The sequence below is a fragment of the Weissella fangxianensis genome (assembly GCF_024718545.1).
In the GTDB taxonomy this organism is placed as follows: domain Bacteria; phylum Bacillota; class Bacilli; order Lactobacillales; family Lactobacillaceae; genus Weissella; species Weissella fangxianensis.
On the sequence record NZ_JAMXDB010000001.1, the window covers coordinates 147,246 to 164,540 of the forward strand.

14 protein-coding genes are annotated in these 17,295 nt (G+C 39.9%); 13 read left to right on the forward strand and 1 reads right to left on the reverse strand.

Annotation, left to right across the window (positions count from 1 at the left end; all coding sequences use genetic code 11):
* The first annotated feature begins 112 nt into the window (after window positions 1-112).
* The 11 genes from glmS (at window position 113) to NGR58_RS00695 (ending at window position 14,582) form a co-directional block, all read left to right on the forward strand.
* Window positions 113-1,930, forward strand: a complete 1,818-nt coding sequence (gene glmS, locus NGR58_RS00645; RefSeq protein ID WP_258087817.1) for a glutamine--fructose-6-phosphate transaminase (isomerizing) — start codon at window positions 113-115, stop codon at window positions 1,928-1,930.
* Window positions 1,931-2,030: 100 nt separating this feature from the next.
* Window positions 2,031-2,861, forward strand: coding sequence for an MYG1 family protein (locus NGR58_RS00650; protein ID WP_258087818.1), 831 nt, complete (start codon window positions 2,031-2,033; stop codon window positions 2,859-2,861).
* A gap of 111 nt (window positions 2,862-2,972) precedes the next feature.
* On the forward strand, window positions 2,973-4,190 hold the full coding sequence (locus tag NGR58_RS00655; RefSeq protein ID WP_258087819.1) for a CCA tRNA nucleotidyltransferase: 1,218 nt from the start codon (window positions 2,973-2,975) through the stop codon (window positions 4,188-4,190).
* A gap of 6 nt (window positions 4,191-4,196) precedes the next feature.
* Window positions 4,197-6,101: an ABC-F family ATP-binding cassette domain-containing protein gene (locus NGR58_RS00660; protein WP_258087820.1), complete on the forward strand. Its 1,905-nt coding sequence runs from the start codon at window positions 4,197-4,199 to the stop codon at window positions 6,099-6,101.
* Window position 6,102: 1 nt separating this feature from the next.
* Window positions 6,103-6,600, forward strand: a complete 498-nt coding sequence (locus tag NGR58_RS00665; protein WP_258087821.1) for a dihydrofolate reductase — start codon at window positions 6,103-6,105, stop codon at window positions 6,598-6,600.
* A 93-nt stretch (window positions 6,601-6,693) separates the two neighbouring features.
* A complete protein-coding gene (locus NGR58_RS00670; RefSeq protein WP_075269490.1) occupies window positions 6,694-6,882 on the forward strand; it encodes a YjzD family protein in 189 nt (62 codons plus the stop codon).
* A gap of 128 nt (window positions 6,883-7,010) precedes the next feature.
* Entirely contained in the window at window positions 7,011-10,376 is a 3,366-nt protein-coding gene (locus tag NGR58_RS00675; RefSeq protein ID WP_258087822.1) for a DNA polymerase III subunit alpha, read from the forward strand.
* 156 nt (window positions 10,377-10,532) lie between these two features.
* Entirely contained in the window at window positions 10,533-12,764 is a 2,232-nt protein-coding gene (locus NGR58_RS00680; protein ID WP_258087823.1) for a RelA/SpoT family protein, read from the forward strand.
* On the forward strand, window positions 12,764-13,210 hold the full coding sequence (dtd, locus tag NGR58_RS00685; protein WP_258087824.1) for a D-aminoacyl-tRNA deacylase: 447 nt from the start codon (window positions 12,764-12,766) through the stop codon (window positions 13,208-13,210). The genes NGR58_RS00680 and dtd overlap by 1 nt, the downstream gene beginning before the upstream one ends.
* A gap of 138 nt (window positions 13,211-13,348) precedes the next feature.
* Window positions 13,349-13,525, forward strand: a complete 177-nt coding sequence (locus tag NGR58_RS00690; protein ID WP_002827374.1) for a type II toxin-antitoxin system RelB/DinJ family antitoxin — start codon at window positions 13,349-13,351, stop codon at window positions 13,523-13,525.
* 91 nt (window positions 13,526-13,616) lie between these two features.
* Entirely contained in the window at window positions 13,617-14,582 is a 966-nt protein-coding gene (locus tag NGR58_RS00695) for a cation:proton antiporter (protein ID WP_258087825.1), read from the forward strand.
* A gap of 130 nt (window positions 14,583-14,712) precedes the next feature.
* Here NGR58_RS00695 and NGR58_RS00700 read toward each other — a convergent pair whose 3' ends face one another.
* Window positions 14,713-15,264, reverse strand: a complete 552-nt coding sequence (locus NGR58_RS00700) for a hypothetical protein (RefSeq protein WP_258087826.1) — start codon at window positions 15,262-15,264, stop codon at window positions 14,713-14,715.
* 241 nt (window positions 15,265-15,505) lie between these two features.
* Between NGR58_RS00700 and NGR58_RS00705 the strand changes: the two genes are divergently transcribed.
* Together NGR58_RS00705 and xerD are read left to right on the forward strand one after the other, a co-directional pair.
* Window positions 15,506-16,381, forward strand: a complete 876-nt coding sequence (locus NGR58_RS00705) for a CvfB family protein (protein ID WP_258087827.1) — start codon at window positions 15,506-15,508, stop codon at window positions 16,379-16,381.
* Between the two features lies 1 nt (window position 16,382).
* Window positions 16,383-17,291, forward strand: a complete 909-nt coding sequence (gene xerD / locus NGR58_RS00710; protein ID WP_258087828.1) for a site-specific tyrosine recombinase XerD — start codon at window positions 16,383-16,385, stop codon at window positions 17,289-17,291.
* The last annotated feature ends 4 nt before the right edge of the window (window positions 17,292-17,295 follow it).

Here is a 17,295-nt window from a genome sequence, read left to right on the forward strand (position 1 = left end):
TCATTGACGGATATTAAGCAACGCGTGATAATGGTCATTGAACTTAAAATAATAAACAAAAAATACTATACCATTAGTGAAAACGTTGTATTAGTAGTATAAGGAGAAAAACATGTTCTGTGGAATTGTTGGATTTACGGGAAATAATTACCAATCAGCACCTATTCTATTAAAGGGATTACAAAAGTTAGAATATCGTGGCTATGATTCTGCTGGTTTATACGTGGCAGATCAGGCTGATGGCACGGATCAACTTGTGAAAGAGAATGGTCGTGTTTCAGAATTAGTAAAATTGGTTTCAGAAAAAAACGTCAAAGGAACTGCTGGGATTGCGCACACTCGTTGGGCAACCCATGGTAGTCCCTCGGTTGCCAATGCTCATCCACACGTTTCTGCAGACGGTCGCTTTTACTTAGTCCATAATGGTGTGATTGAAAATTACCTTGAATTAAAAGATGACTATCTAGCCAACGTGACTTTCCAATCAGACACGGATACTGAAGTTGCTGTCCAATTGATTGATAAGTTTGTTAAGGAGGGGGCAACCACTTTTGAAGCTTTGAAAAAGTTGATTGCTTTGTTAGATAGTAATTCTGCTTATGGTTTCCTATTGATGGATCGTGAAGAGCCTGAGCGGATGTACGTTGCTAAGCAAAAGTCACCTTTGTTGATTGGTATTGGGGCTGATTTTAATGTTGTGACGTCAGATGCTGTAGCGATGCTTGACCAAACCCATGACTTTATTGAATTACATGACGGGGAAGTGGCTATCGTTGATCCAGATAATGTGCAATTATTTAGTGCTGCTGGTGAAGCGATGGATCGTGAACCTTTCCATTTGGATATTGATGCAACCGAGACTGATAAGGGTGCTTATCCATTCTATATGTTAAAGGAAATTGATGAACAACCAGTGGTGATTCGTCACTTGATCTCACGTTACTTACCTAAGGATGGTCAGCCACAAATTGGTGAAGGTATTGTGAAGGATATGCGAGCTGCCGACCGCATTTATATTGTGGCTGCTGGTACGTCTTATCATGCTGGATTAGTGGGTGCTCGTTTGTTCGAACGTTGGTCAGGTATTCCAACTGAAGTACATGTATCATCAGAATTCGCCTACGAGCAACCATTATTATCAGAAAATCCATTCTTTATTTTCTTATCACAATCGGGTGAAACTGCCGATTCACGCGAGGTTTTGCAAAATATCAATGCCCAAGGCTTTAAGTCATTGACCTTAACGAACGTTGAAAAGTCAACGCTTTGGCGTGAAGCAACGTATGCGTTACCTTTGATTGCTGGTCCCGAAATAGCGGTGGCTTCAACGAAGGCCTATGTTGCGCAAGTAACGGTCGAAGCTATTTTGGCCTATGCTTTGGCTGATCGTGAGCAATTAGATGTTGATTTAGAACAAGAATTATCAAAGATTGCGATTGCCATCCAAGGGATCATTGATGACAAAGAGCAAATTCAAGCAGTTGCCGAAGAGATGTTGGTGCCAGCACATCACGCCTTTTATATTGGTCGTGGGGTTGATTCAGCCGTCGTCCTAGAAGCTGCTTTGAAATTAAAAGAAATTTCATATGTTCAAACGGAAGGCTTCGCTGCTGGTGAGTTGAAGCACGGAACATTAGCTTTGATCGAGGAAGATACACCCGTGATTGCGATGATGACGCAACCACGCTTGGCTGGTTTGGTTCGTGGTAACTTAGCTGAAACGCAAGCACGTGGCGCTAAGACTTATACGATTGTGAGTCAAGCAGTCGCTAAGCCTGAAGATGACTTGATTCTGCCAGATATCAATGAATTATTGACACCATTGGTTAGTGTTGTGCCAACACAATTATTGGCGTACTATACATCACTAGGCCGTGGCTTGGATGTTGATCATCCACGTAATTTGGCTAAGTCAGTTACTGTTCAATAGAAAAATTATTAAACGTTGATTTGTTTAGACAAATCAGCGTTTTTTATCATTGTATGACGTGTACAATAGAGGATAGGAAAAATGGTTTGGAGGACTAACAATGTATAAAAATTTAGTTACACATAATGGGAAGTTTCATGCTGATGATGTCTTTGCGAGTGTCATTATGACACGTCTTTTTCCGACACTAACAATTGTTAGAACTCGTGATGAAACAATGACTGGTGATCAAAGCAATTTTGTGTACGACGTTGGTGGTGGTGAGTTTGACCATCATGGGATTGATGATACACGTCAGCATGATAACGGTGTACCCATGGCTGCTTTTGGTTTGATTTGGCAACAATTTGGGAAACAATACATTGCTGATTTAAATCCAGACTTGGCACCGACAATAACGCAAGCAGTGTATGAGAAAATTGATAGTCATTTCATTGTTGGTATCGATGCCTTAGACAATGGCGTGTCAGCATATCAAAGTGAGGTATTCACCGTACCCGATATCATTAATGATTTTTATGAAGAAGATGATGAAGCCAATAGTTTTGACCGTGCGTTGGCTTTCGCAAAAATGATTTTAGAGAACCGTGTGAAGAAAACGGTTGCCAAAGAAATTGCCCAACAAGATGTGATTGCACAAGCGACTTTTGTGTCGGACCAAATTTTATTCGTCCCAATTTCAGGCCCATGGAAAGACTACGCAGAACAGTTTGATCAATTAGTATTTGCTGTTTTGCCTCGTAAGGATGGTAATTGGATGATTCAAGGTGTTCCAGCTGCCCATGGTAGCTTTGAAGTGAAGCACGCAATTCCTCAAATAAAAGAAGAGGGCATTGTTTTTATTCATCGGACAGGGTTCATGGCTGTGGTAGACACAGCGGAACACGCGTTACAATTGGCTAAAGATGTTTTGAACGGTCGTGAATCTTAATGGATAAATGAATGCTTATTCATTTATAAAAAGTGACTACTTACGGTACAAGTCGTAAAAAAGTTAGGGTGTCTGGTATACTTAGTAATAGTAGAAAAGAGGAGGCCAAACATGAAAATAAATAAGATGCCATCGGAATTTATTGATGCCTTACCGATTTTGGAAACAATCGAAAAGGCAGGTTATGAGGCATATTTTGTTGGTGGATCGGTGCGAGACACAATGCTCAGTAAACCAATTCATGACGTTGATATTGCGACCTCGGCTTACCCTGAAGAAATTAAGAAGATATTTAAACGTACGGTAGATACCGGTATTGAGCATGGTACAGTGATGATCTTAGACCATGGTACCGGCTATGAAACAACGACCTTTCGAACAGAATCAACTTACACCGATTTTCGTCGACCAGATGAGGTGAAATTTGTCAGGTCTTTAGATGAGGATTTAAAGCGCCGTGATTTTACGGTCAATGCTTTAGCCTTAACAAAAGACGGCGAAGTGATTGATTTGTTTGGCGGTGTTCAAGACATGTCAGCACAGGTATTACGTGCGGTTGGTAAACCAGAGGAACGCTTTCATGAGGATGCACTTCGGATGATGCGCGCTGTTAGGTTTGCTGCTCAGTTAGATTTTAAGATTGATGATGCAACACAAAAAGCGATTGCAGAAAATGCGCCTTTGTTAGCAAATATTGCCGTAGAACGGACCAATGTAGAATTTACAAAACTTATGCAGGGAACTTCAGCTAGTTATGGATTAATTGAGATGATTAAGAGTGGTTTGGTTAATTTTATGCCTGGCTTAGCAAATACTGATCAGGACCTAGCTGCGTATGCTGAATTATTACAAAATGCGCAACCCACCGATGATAACCAGGCTTGGTCATTATTGTCATTTGAGTTAGGATTAAGCCCCAAGGATACTGGTGAGTTTTTAAAGTTATGGAAGCAACCAAATGATATGATTCAAACGGCCAAATCAGTCATTACGTTGATGAATAAGTTACGATTAGGTGATGTTAGTGATTGGGATCTATATCAAACGCAAGATGCTATTACGACAGCACTAGCAACGATTAGGCTAAGTGAAGTTACAGCTAACGTTGAAGACTTATCTGTTCGTTATCAGGCACTACCTATTAAGCATAAAAAAGAGTTAGCAATCAATGGTGGCGAATTATTGAAAAGCTTGCACCTGACACCTGGGCCACTGTTTGGTAAGATATTGGCAGATTTAGAACACTTGGTTGTTATTGGCGAACAGGTGAATGACAAAGAAGCCTTGCTACAGGCTGCGGCTGACATTGTAGAGAAAGAGAAGAAATAATATAAAATGAAGCAATTAAGGGCAACAAATCTGCATAGTGTTTATGGTGAAAAAACACTGTTAGACAAAGTGTCATTTTTGGTGGAGACTGGCGATCGCGTCGGCATTGTTGGTGTAAATGGGACTGGTAAAACAACCCTATTAAATGCGATTGCAGAAATTGTACCAGCAGATAATGGGAACATAGATACACCGAAGGATTACACAATTGGTTACTTACAACAAGAGCCACCGCTAGATGATAATAAAAAGGTGATGGATGCTATTTTTAGTGGTGCGCAACCGGTTTTCCAACTCATTCGTGATTATCAATCGGCATTAGCTGAATATTCAGAAAATCCAACAGACGAAAAGAAATTGTCTCGTTATACCAAATTAGAGCAGCAGATGACCCAGCAAGATGCTTGGTTGGCTGAGTCAGAAGTGAAAAATATCCTGACACAATTGCATTTACCTAACTTAGACTTGCAAATTTCAGCACTTTCAGGTGGGCAGCGTAAACGTGTTGGTCTGGCACAAGTGCTGATTCAAGCACCTGATTTATTGTTGTTAGACGAGCCAACTAATCACCTTGATTTTGACTCAATCGCTTGGTTGGAAAAGTATCTGGCTAATTATCGTGGTGCTGTAATGACAGTGACTCATGATCGTTACTTCTTAGATAGCGTCACTAATCGTATTTTTGAATTATCATTTGGTAAGTTGTATGAGTATCAGGGTAATTATGAAAAGTATGTCACTGCTAAGGCCGAACGTGTCAGTGCGGAAGCAGTTGCTGAGCATAAGTCAGCACAACTGTATAAAAAAGAACTAGCTTGGATGCATGCAGGGGCCAAAGCGCGTTCGACTAAACAAAAAGCACGTGAAAATGCCTTTGCAGAATTGGAAGCCCAACAAGGCACCCGTCAAGTTGAAGGCGAAGTTTCGGTCAATCTTGGTCAAACGCGTTTAGGTAAAAAAGTCATTAACATTGAAAATGCTAATTTAGCCTTTGATCAATTGACTATTTTAAAAGATTTTAGTGAGCTAGTGCAGGGAAATGAACGGATTGGTATTACGGGTCCTAACGGATCTGGTAAATCAACGCTTTTAAATGCGATTGCGGGACAGCAACCGTTAGATAGTGGTGTGATTGAAATAGGTGAAACAGTTAAAATGGCTTACTACACACAAATTACCGAGCCAATTCCCGAAGATAAGCGTGTGCTTGCTTATTTGAGTGAAGTTGCTGAAGAAGTGGTGGATCAGGATGGTAACCATATCTCAGCAGCCGAGTTATTGGAACAGTTCTTGTTCCCACCATTTATGCATGGGACGCTGATCCGTCAACTTTCTGGTGGTGAAAAGCGACGCCTATATTTGTTGAAATTATTGATTCAACAGCCTAATGTGTTACTACTTGATGAGCCAACAAATGACTTGGATATTGGGACATTAACGGTGTTAGAAGATTATCTACAATCATTTGCTGGAACTGTTATTACAGTTTCCCACGATCGCTATTTCTTAGATAAGATTGCTGACAAGCTTTGGATTTTTAAAGGTCAAGGTGACATCGATCGCTATAATGGTCGTTTTAGCGATTATTTGGCCACGTATGGCGCACCTACGCTTGCTACAACAAAAGAGAGTAAATCGTCTGTTGTTACAGAAGACAAAGCTGATAAAGCGCCAACGCCCAAGAAGAAAAAATTAACTTGGAACGAAAAGAAAGAATGGTCAACGATTGAGGATGATATTGCTCAGTTAGAGACGAAGGTCAGTGATATTGAAGAAGAAATGAATGTGAGCGGTGATGATTTCACAAAACTGGCTGATTTACAAAAAGAATTAGATGAAACTAATGATGCATTAGAAGCAAAGATGACACGATGGGAAGAATTATCTGAACTTGTAGAAGGTGGTGCATAAAATGGCTGAGCAAAACTTGATTTGGGCACAAACTTTAGACGGTACAATTGCAATTGATGGCCAGGTTCCTTGGCATCAAAAAGCAGATTTGCATTTTTTTAAACAAGCAACGGTGCATGAGGTGGCTTTGATGGGACGTCATACGATGGCTAGTTTTCATGGGCGTCCATTACCGGACCGCTTAAACGTTGTCTTAACGCACAATCAAGGTTTGGAAGTGCCTGACGGATTTCGAAAGGTTTACAGCATCGCTGAAGCTGAAAAACTTGCTGATGATGCTGGCTTAAAATTACAAGTTATTGGTGGCAAGCCAATTTATGAAACCTTCATGGCCACAGCCGATGCCTTATATGTGACATATTTACAGACTGACTTGTCTGGGGATGTTAAGATGCCACCGGTCGATACGACTGTGTGGCAAGGTGAGGTCATTGACCAAGGCCCTGCCGATGCTGATAATGATTATGATTGGCAGTTGATGAAATATACGCGACGTTAGTTCACTGTGAATTAATTAACATGTGACAAACTAACCATGGGGGCGTAAAATAAGAGTGTAAAACATTTTGGCGGTATGCTAAGAGGTGTCAATATGAAGTATATTGTAGTTTTTGTTTGGACATTTATTTTGGGAGAAGTTCTTGGCTACATTGGTAGTGCGCTTGAAAGTGCAACTTATGATGCAACCATGACTTCTTTGTTCTCAGTGGTTATCGGTATGATTGGAACAATTGCTTATGTGGCAATTTCAAAATCTGCTGCACCTCATGCAGACAAATAATGATCATTAACAAAATAAGTAAGAAGGAGATCACTGTCACAGGTGGTCTTTTTTATTTTTAATGGCTATAATGAAATTAAGTTAAAATAAACATTCATCAATTGGAAGTTTTAAAGAAGGAGGCTATTATGGTACCACTGCAAACCATGACGGCATTTAGTTTGTTGCGGAGCCCGATGACCCCTCAACAATTGATAAAGGCTGCCCAAGAAAAAGGCTATCAGGCAGTTGCCTTGACGGATTATAACGTGCTGTATGGTATGTATGATTTCTATCAAGCAGCAAAAAAAGCTGGCATGCAACCGATTTTAGGTTTGACTGCAGAACTGGTTGGCATGCAGTCTTCACAAACGTATCCAATCGTTTTTCTAGTTGAAAACCAAATTGGTTATCACAATTTATTGCAGATTAGTAGTGTCATTAATACACAAGATGATCAACCGACGTTAAAGGAATTAAAGCCATATTTGGCTGGATTATATATTATCTTGCCAAGTATGGGTGAACTAACGGTCGTGCTCGGTACTGAACCAGATAGAGCAACAAACTTAGTTGAAAAGGTGATTTCATTAACTGATACAACACATGTTTTCTTAGGTGTTTCATTGAATTTACGTGAAGATACGATGCAATCAATGAAAGAACTAGCGAACCAGACTGGTACCCGAATAGTTGCCAGTGAGACGGTCTTATATCCTAATGCGTCTGATCAATTTTCAGCCCAAGTGATTCAAAAATTGGGTCAGGGAGAGATTATTGCTAATGTTGGCTTGGCGCAAAAGCAGGCAGCAACAGCTTATTTAAAAGAAAGTGTCGATTGGTCTAACGAATATGAACGTCGCGGGTTATCTGAAGCAGTCACGAACACAGATTGGATAGCAGCGCACAGCGAGGTTACACTTGAACAGTCAGCAGTGACGGTACCAAAGTATGCCACACCACAGGGTCAATCTTCTAAAGATTATTTGGCTGAATTAGCCACAACGGGACTAACGAATCGATTACATAATTTGGATATTAATCCGGCGCCATACGAAGCGCGATTAAAAGAAGAACTACGAATTATTAATGAACTGGGCTTTGCGGATTATTTCTTGATTATTTGGGATGTTTTAAATTATGCGCACAAAAAATCGATTCGTACTGGTCCGGGACGTGGTTCAGCTGCTGGATCGTTAGTCGCCTATGTGCTATGGATTACGGACGTTGATCCGATTGCTTATGATTTGCTTTTTGAACGTTTTCTTAATCCGGAACGTCATCAAATGCCAGATATTGATATTGATATTCCTGATAATCGCCGTGAAGAGATTTTGGAATACTTACATGAACATTATGGTCATGAACGGGTGGCGCAAATTATTACGTTTTCAACCATGGCTCAGCGGGCAGTTATTCGTGATGTTGCCCGAGTTTTTGGCTTGAATCCCACACAAATCGATAATCTATCAAAAGCAATGCCAAGAGGGACGGCAAGCTTACAGGCTTCATACGAAGATTCTTTACCATTCCGTAATGCTTTATTAGATTTGCCTGTTGACGGTGAATTGTTGTATCAAACAGCTTTAAAACTAGAAGGTTTACCACGTAACGCGTCATTACATGCGGCCGGGGTTGTGTTATCCGCTGAACCACTGGCCAATTACATGCCGGTGCAGCTTGGTGATGATGGTCGCTTAGTCACACAACTTCCCAAAGGACCTGTTGAGGCGCTTGGCTTGTTGAAAATGGACTTTTTGGCGTTATCTAATTTGAATATATTGGATATTGCTATTCGTGAAATCCAAAAGATTCCTGATCATGAATCATTTAACATTGCAACTGTCTCGTTGGATGATTCAGCCACATTAAAGCTATTTCAAAATGGTTTGACTAATGGTGTTTTCCAATTTGAATCAGGTGGTATGAAAAATATTTTACGTCAGTTACTTCCTGATAGTTTTGAGGATATCGTGGCCGCAAATGCGCTGTTTAGACCAGGTCCCATGCAAAACATTCCACATTTCGTTGCGCGTAAGCATCAAAAAGAAAAACAAGATGTGCCTGATGCCAGTATGGCCGAAATTTTAGCACCTACTTATGGCATCATTGTCTATCAAGAACAAGTTATGCGTGTTGCTGAGCGTTTTGCTGGTTTCTCATTGGGGGAAGCCGATTTGCTCCGGCGTGCTATGTCAAAAAAAGATCATGATAAAATTGCTGCCATGAAGTCGAATTTTATTGATGGTGCGATGGCGTTACACCATGAGCAACAGGTTGCTGAGCAAGTATTTAGCTATATTGAAACCTTTGCACAATACGGTTTTAATCGCTCACACGCGGTTGCTTACTCGAAGCTGGCTTTTCAACTGGCATATATTAAGACCCATTTCCCAGCCGCTTTTTATAAAGCGGTGTTGAATGATTCAATTGCTGATCATAAAAAAATTGGTATTTATATTTCTGAAGCAAAATTGCGTCATGTGACTATTTTACGCCCCAGTTTGAATCATTCTTGGCAAGGTTACAGTATGAACAAGCAAGGTGAACTCCAAATGGGGTTGGCATCTATTAGTGGCTTGCGTCGCGATTTTCGGGAGGCGCTGATTCAAGAACGACAAGAGGGTGGTCAGTATCGTGATTTAACGAATTTTATTGGCCGTTTACCAAGCAAATATCGTAAAGTTTCTCAGTTAGAACCATTGATTTATGCGGGTGCTTTAGATGGTTTTGGCTTTAACCGCAAAACCCTCTTAGGTTCTATGCAAGGCTATATTGATGCCATTGGACTTGCTGGTGAATCAATGTCATTATTTGAATCACTAACACCGAAAATGCATGAAGTTGATGAATTTCCATTGAATGAGAAGTTAGGTTATGAGCATGATTATTTAGGAGTGTATTTAAGTGGTCATCCGATTGAACCCTATTTAGCTGCCTTACCTGATTCTCAAAGGACTGATGTTGCTAATTTGACAGTGGGGCTGTCTGCGGCCACAGTTATCATTTATATTCAAAATATTAAGAAAATTCGGACCAAAAAGGGTGATCCGATGGCATTTGTAGATGGTATTGACTTAACGGGAACACTATCGATTACCATTTTCCCAAAACTATTCAAAGAAATTTCACCATTGTTAGTTAATGAAAAAGTCTTATTAATTACTGGAAAAATTGAACAGCAGCGTGGTCGAGATGCTTTACAGATGATTGCTAATCGCATCGTGAGTGGTGATGAACTTTTGGCACGGACACCAAATTCTGCGGAAATGACGCCAACTGGTCAATGGTACTTGAGGATTATGGCATCGGCTGAAGATGCAGGTGTGATGCCGATGTTGCAAAATACTTTACAACAACACCGTGGTATTAATCCGGTGTTACTTGTTTTTGAACGCAATCACCGCAAAATTGCCTTGGATGAAACCTACTGGCTAGCTGATGATGAAAAAACTACAGCAGCGATGCAGGCACTTTTGGGGAAAAATAATGTTGTATTTAAAAAAACACCCTAATTTTTTGGAGAATTATTAAAATTTAAAGCAAAATACAATACAAACAGCTATGAAATGCGTTAGAATAAATTAACTATTCAGAGTGATAGATGAAAGATACGATGCTGCGGGTATGAATCCCAATCGGCGTGAATCTAAAAACAAAGGATGATTTTTATGGCAGAAGCAAAAAAATTAACGGCACAGGATGTGCATGACTTAATCGCAGATTATATGAACGATGAGCATGTTAAGAAAGTTGATAAGGCTTATCAGTTTGCCATCCACTTGCATCAAGAACAGAAGCGTAAATCTGGTGAACCATACATTATTCATCCAATTCAGGTAGCAGGGATATTGGCTGAATTACATATGGATCCTGATACGGTAGTTGCAGGTTATCTGCATGATGTCGTTGAGGACACCACGGCAACGCTGGCGGATGTTGAACAGGCTTTTGGGCATGATGTTGCCGTTATTGTTGACGGTGTTTCGAAATTATCACGAATTAAATATAAGTCCTCACGAGAACAATTAGCTGAAAATCATCGTAAATTGTTACTCGCAATGTCACATGATATTCGTGTCATCATTGTTAAATTGGCAGATCGTTTGCATAATATGCGAACCTTATCTGCATTAAGAGAAGAGAAGCAGCGAAGAATTGCCGCTGAGACACTTGAAATTTATGCGCCATTGGCTGATCGGCTTGGAATTATGACCATCAAGTGGGAGTTAGAGGATATGGCCTTACGCTATCTTAACTTTGATGCCTACCATGATATTGCCAAGTCGATGAACTTGCGTCGTCAGGAACGTTTGGAAATTGTTGATGAAGCGGTTGATGAAATTAAACATTCGATTACCGACTTACATTTAGCAAATACCGAAGTTTATGGTCGACCAAAACATATTTATTCAATTTACCGGAAGATGGTTGATAAGAATAAACGCTTCGAAGAAATTTATGATTTATTAGCTATTCGTGTATTAGTTGATACGATTCCTGAAACGTATGCGGTATTAGGGGCAATTCATGCTCGCTGGACACCGATGCCTGGTAGATTTAAGGATTATATTGCGTTACCAAAGGCGAATGGGTACCAATCATTGCACACTTCAGTAATTGGCCCAGGTGGTCGGCCACTGGAAGTACAAATTCGTACGTACAAAATGCATGAAATTGCTGAATATGGTATTGCGGCACATTGGGCTTACAAAGAAGGTAACTTTGCTGGTGCCGATGTGCAAAATGCAGACCAGCAGAAGTTAAATGTGATTCAAGGTATTTTAGAATTACAAGATGATGCCCAAGATGCTGATGACTTTATGGAGTCAGTGAAGGGTGATTTATTTACTGATCGTATCTTCGTGTTCACACCTAAAGGGGATGTTATCGAAATGCCTAAGGACGCTGGTCCCCTAGACATGGCATATACGATTCATACAAATGTTGGTAATCATACCGTGGGTGCGAAAGTGAATGATCGAATGGTCCCATTAGATTTTCCAATCAAGACGGGTGATATCGTGGAAATTTTGACCTCACCCAATGCGCAGCCCAATCGTGATTGGTTGACGATGGTTTCTACTCGGCGTGCCCGTAACAAAATTAGACAATACTTCCGTAAGCAAGATAAAGACGACAATATTGCAGCTGGTAAAAAGATGGTGGCTGACTGGTTAGAGGATGAAGGTTATAATGTTGAAGAATTAATGCAGCCTGAGAATGAGACCCGTGCCGCTGAGAAGTTACATTATTTGGCTGTTGATGACATGTATGCATCACTAGGATTTGGTGATATCAAACCACAAGGTGTGGCTAATCGTTTTTCTGAAGAGAAACGTGCTGCTGTAGAAGCTGCTCGTCAAGAAGCTGAACAAAAAGCTATTTTAGAGCACCATCAAACCCTTGAGAAGGAAACAAAAGCAGCTAAGAACCAGTCACATCGTGAAGATCGAATCGTGATTCAAGGTGTTGATAATATGTTGGTCCGTTTGGGGCATTGTTGTACACCAATACCTGGTGATGAAGTCATTGGTTATGTTACCAAGGGACGTGGTGTGTCAGTTCATCGCTTGAGTTGCCCTAATTTGAAAGCCGCTGAAGTTCAAGGTAACCGTTTGGTTGATGTGGCGTGGGAGAATCCTGAAGGTAACAATAAAACCGAATATGATGCCGACCTACAAGTTTCAGCGACAAATCGCAATCGATTGCTGAATGATGTGATTCGGATGGTCAATAATACGACCCGTTCACTAAATTCTGTGAATGGTCGGGTCGATCATAACAATGATGTGCGTATTTCGCTTAGTATTGGTGTCAGGAATTTAGAGCAACTTGAATCAATTATGACCAATATTCGAGATGTTAAAGATGTTTATGAAGTAAAGCGAGTATTCAAGTAATGAAAGTAGTACTACAAAGAGCAAAATCTGCTAGTGTATCGATTAATGAGGCTGTTGTTGGTCAAATTGGTACGGGATACGTATTGTTAGTTGGTATCGCCGATAGTGATACCGAGGCTGAATTAGATTACCTAGTGAGAAAAATAACGAAATTAAGGGTTTTTGAAGATGAAGCTGGTAAGATGAACTTGTCGATTGGAGATGTTGGTGGACAAATTCTATCAATATCACAATTTACATTGTACGCTGACACAAAGAAGGGAAATCGCCCTAGTTTTACTAAGGCGGGTGCTCCTGATTTTGCTGATAAGATGTACCAGTTATTTAATAAAAAACTTGCCGATACCGGGCTGACCGTGGCAACCGGTGAGTTTGGTGCAAATATGCAAGTTCAATTAATAAATGATGGGCCAGTCACAATCATCTTTGATACTGAAAATAAGTGAAATGCGTGAATTTAAATAGAAAATACTAGCAAAAAGGAATAAAAACGTGTAGTATTTGTTTCATATTTAAGGTACATGTAAACTGTGCTATGGTATAATATTTATATAAAAAGTAACTATTGTGAAGGGAGTAACATTATGGCAGAAAAGTTAATCCAATTGCGCGTTGAGGACAACGTCAAAGACAAAGCAGATGAAATTTTCAAGTCACAAGGTTTAACCACGCAGACGGCAATTAAAATCTTCTTGACACAGGTTGCGAACACTGGTGAATCACCATTTAGCAATTTGTTTTCACGTAATTTATCAAAGTAAAAGTAAATAGAATTTCGGTTGGGCGTATGCTTCAAGTTCCTGGGTGGGTAACCAGTTAGGATTGAAGTATACGCTTTTTTTGGAGGTTGATATGGGAATAGTGGTACAATTGATCATCTTAATTGTCGGGACTATTATTTTAGGTCGTGTTGGTCAAAAATTGGGTTTTGCAGAAGTTGTTGGACAATTGGTTGCGGGAATCATTATGGGACCCGCAATATTACATTGGGTGGCAACAGGTGAAGTTATTTCTTCTTTATCAGAATTAGGTGTCCTATTATTGATGTTCACAGCAGGGCTAGAAACCGATGTTGGTCAGTTACGACGTAATTTAACAGGGGCGACATTAACAGCTGTGATGGGTGTAGTGGTGCCATTGTTATTATTTACAGTTGTTGCCTTGATATTAGGTTATCATTACGATATTGCGATTTTTTGGGGAATTGTCTTTGCAGCGACATCGATTTCAATAACCATTAGTGTTCTTGGTGAAGCCGGCCAACTGGGGTCACAAGTTGGGGCAGTCGTATTGGGTGCTGCTGTTTTGGATGATATGCTGGCTTTATTATTAGTTGGTGCCTATGTATTAGTATTTGGTGGTGAAGGATTAAGTATATCGACTTTATTACCAATTATTGTGTTTATTATTGGGCTTATAGTCAATCGCTTGGCCAGTTCCGGAAAAATTTTGAAATATTCAAATTTATTAGGCGTTTGGTTCTTCTTCCCAATCTTTTTTGGCTCAATTGGTTTGAACATCTCATTGAATGGTCTGCAGAAAACTTGGCCACTAATCATCGTGTTAACGGTGTTAGCAGTGGCGACAAAGTATTATGGTGCACAATGGGGGGCAAGAATTGCTAAATTAGATAAACCAGCTGCACGAGCAGTCGGTGCAGGGATGGTTTCTAGAGGAGAAATGGGCTTGGTTGTTGCGCAAATTGGGTTAAGTGCAAACCTAATTGCTAAAAATATTTTTGGTGATATGGTCATCGTGATTATTGTTTCAACAATTATTGCTCCGTTGATGCTACGACCATTGTTGAAGAAAATATAAATAAACATATAAAAGAGGTTGGGACAAAAGAAATGTCCCAACCTCTATTTGTTAAAAATGAACGAATTATAAGCCGATAAATTTTATAGCTTAAACGTGTTCCCAAACGACTTTTGTCTCGCTCTCTCAATTACAGTGGATCAATATCATAACGCTTTGATCGTAATTCGCGCTTTTGTGCTTTGGTTGGCATATACAGGAAGTCAAAATAAGCAGCACGCCAATCATCAAATGATGTAGCTAATGTTGCAATATCTTCAGGGATTTCTTGCCGGGGCACACGATCAAGATCAGGATGCTCGGCAAAATAATTGTCTAACCAGTTGTTGATTTTTTCATGTCCTGCATTTTCAGCCTCAACATTAAACCAATTTGTTGGTTCTGGTTTGATTAGTTGGTCATTAACATCAAATAGTTCCATTGTGCCGTGCACTTTAAATGGGCGAATCAAGGTAACTTCCGGATTGAATTTCCAAACAAAGTTACCAGGTGCAGTTTCTTGAACATCTTCTAACTGTACAACGGCCCCAGCCATGTTTGATGGCAATCCAGCTTCCTTCAGGGCATATGACGTGACTACTAAATCACCTCGGTGTTCAGTACCAAATGAATAGACGACACCAATTTTGGCGCCCACAAGAATGTCGATTAATACTTGGGGCTCCATACCAATTGCTTTCATAAATGATTAAACTCACTTTCAAATTATTAATAACTATTTTAGCAAAAAATATCATTTTTGGTGAGATAAACAAGAGAATCTAGTTTACATATATCATATCGATGACATATCTGTTAAGATAATTAGATATAGTAAGCAAGATTACTGGCGCTATGATGCTGGTTATGAATAACCTTTACCAGTGCTGTGGCATCGGACTTATATAATATAGATGCAGCTGACGTAAAAGGATGGAGAGAAAATGACACATAAACTTGGAGAAGTTGTTACAGCTAAAGTAACTGACGAAAATGATCGTTATTACTATGCACAAATCGATGGTGAAACATACGAAATTGATAAAACAGAACTAAAGAAACCATTAAAGGTTGGTGGTTTAGTTTCAGGATTCGCCTATGAAAATGAAAAACACCAATTAGAAATAACCAAGAATCTACCAGAAGTTCGATTAGGACATTATGCTTGGGGAACGGTTACGGATATTCGTCGTGATTTGGGAGTCTTTGTTGATATTGGCTTGCCTAATAAAGATGTCGTGGTTTCATTAGATGAATTACCAACAATTAAGGAATTATGGCCACAACGTGGTGATAAGTTGATGGTTACACTTCGCATTGATAAAAAAGACCGTCTTTGGGGTGAACTAGTGTCTTCAGATATTTTGCAGGCGGTGCGAATTCCAGCAAAGCCAGATATGCATAACAAGCAAGTACAAGCAACCGCCTATCGTTTGAAAAAGGTGGGTACATTGGTTGTGACATCGGATTACCACTTTGGCTTTATTCATCCGGATGAGCGTCAACGTGAACCACGCTTGGGTGAGGTTGTATCGGCACGAGTGATTGGTGTACGACCAGATGGTGTGTTGAACCTGTCGTTACGTCCACGAGCATATGAGGCTATTCCTGAAGATGCCCAAATGTTACTTACGTTATTAGAACGTTCAACAACACATAGCCTACCGTTCACAGATAAATCTGATCCAAAGGCTATTAAGAAATACTTCGGTATGTCAAAGTCACAATTCAAACGTGCAGTTGGTCGTCTATACAAGGAACGTCGGATTACACAAAATGAAAATGGACTTTTCTTAATAGAAGAAAGTGAAGGCGAATAGCATGAGAGTGCAGGTAGGACCATTTGAGGATGTTTTGGTTGACTACCTTCATTATTTAACCGTTGAACGTGGTTTATCAGCCAATACGAAACATTCGTACCAACAAGACCTTGTGCAGTTTTTTCAATACTTAATTGCTGAGAAGTATGATAATTTAGCATCGGTTGATCGATTTATTATCATGACTTTTCTAGGACAGTTAGAACAAAAGGGTAAGTCGCGTAACACGGTTATTCGGATGGTGTCCACGTTACGTAAATTTTTTGAATTTGCGCAACTGAACAAATTGATAACCAGTAATCCAATGGAACAAGTTGATTCGCCGAAAAAGGCACAACACTTACCTGCTGTATTGACTTTGGAAGAGGTTGAAGCTCTGTTACAAGTACCTGATATAAAGACACCACTTGGTTTGCGCAATCGAACCATTCTTGAGGTCATGTATGCAACCGGACTACGTGTCAGTGAGTTGGTTAATTTGCGCTTAGATAACTTACATTTGGATTTGGGACTTATTCAAACGGTTGGTAAGGGTGATAAAGAGCGTATCGTTCCTATTGGGGATGTTGCTGTTAAATGGTTAGAAGACTATTTAAATAATAGTCGGCCATTGTTAGGTAAACAACAAGATTCACATATCATTTTTCTAAATGACCATGGTCATCAATTAACACGGCAAGGCGTTTGGAAATTAATTAAGCAATGGGTCAAACAGGCGGGCATTACAAAAGATGTTTCGCCGCATACGTTGCGCCATTCATTTGCTACCCATATCTTAGAAAATGGTGCGGATTTACGAATTGTCCAAGAATTATTGGGTCATGCTGATATTTCGACGACACAGATTTATACTCATATCTCAAACAAAAGATTAACTGAGGTATATGAGAAAGCACATCCTCGTGCTTAATTTA

Bases quoted from the DNA above. Each gene is read 5' to 3' on its own strand.
- glmS (WP_258087817.1), top strand. From the start codon at position 113: ATGTTCTGTGGAATTGTTGGATTTACGGGAAATAATTACCAATCAGCA.
- NGR58_RS00650 (WP_258087818.1), top strand. From the start codon at position 2,031: ATGTATAAAAATTTAGTTACACATAATGGGAAGTTTCATGCTGATGAT.
- NGR58_RS00655 (WP_258087819.1), top strand. From the start codon at position 2,973: ATGAAAATAAATAAGATGCCATCGGAATTTATTGATGCCTTACCGATT.
- NGR58_RS00660 (WP_258087820.1), top strand. From the start codon at position 4,197: ATGAAGCAATTAAGGGCAACAAATCTGCATAGTGTTTATGGTGAAAAA.
- NGR58_RS00665 (WP_258087821.1), top strand. From the start codon at position 6,103: ATGGCTGAGCAAAACTTGATTTGGGCACAAACTTTAGACGGTACAATT.
- NGR58_RS00670 (WP_075269490.1), top strand. From the start codon at position 6,694: ATGAAGTATATTGTAGTTTTTGTTTGGACATTTATTTTGGGAGAAGTT.
- NGR58_RS00675 (WP_258087822.1), top strand. From the start codon at position 7,011: ATGGTACCACTGCAAACCATGACGGCATTTAGTTTGTTGCGGAGCCCG.
- NGR58_RS00680 (WP_258087823.1), top strand. From the start codon at position 10,533: ATGGCAGAAGCAAAAAAATTAACGGCACAGGATGTGCATGACTTAATC.
- dtd (WP_258087824.1), top strand. From the start codon at position 12,764: ATGAAAGTAGTACTACAAAGAGCAAAATCTGCTAGTGTATCGATTAAT.
- NGR58_RS00690 (WP_002827374.1), top strand. From the start codon at position 13,349: ATGGCAGAAAAGTTAATCCAATTGCGCGTTGAGGACAACGTCAAAGAC.
- NGR58_RS00695 (WP_258087825.1), top strand. From the start codon at position 13,617: ATGGGAATAGTGGTACAATTGATCATCTTAATTGTCGGGACTATTATT.
- NGR58_RS00700 (WP_258087826.1), bottom strand. From the start codon at position 15,264: ATGAAAGCAATTGGTATGGAGCCCCAAGTATTAATCGACATTCTTGTG.
- NGR58_RS00705 (WP_258087827.1), top strand. From the start codon at position 15,506: ATGACACATAAACTTGGAGAAGTTGTTACAGCTAAAGTAACTGACGAA.
- xerD (WP_258087828.1), top strand. From the start codon at position 16,383: ATGAGAGTGCAGGTAGGACCATTTGAGGATGTTTTGGTTGACTACCTT.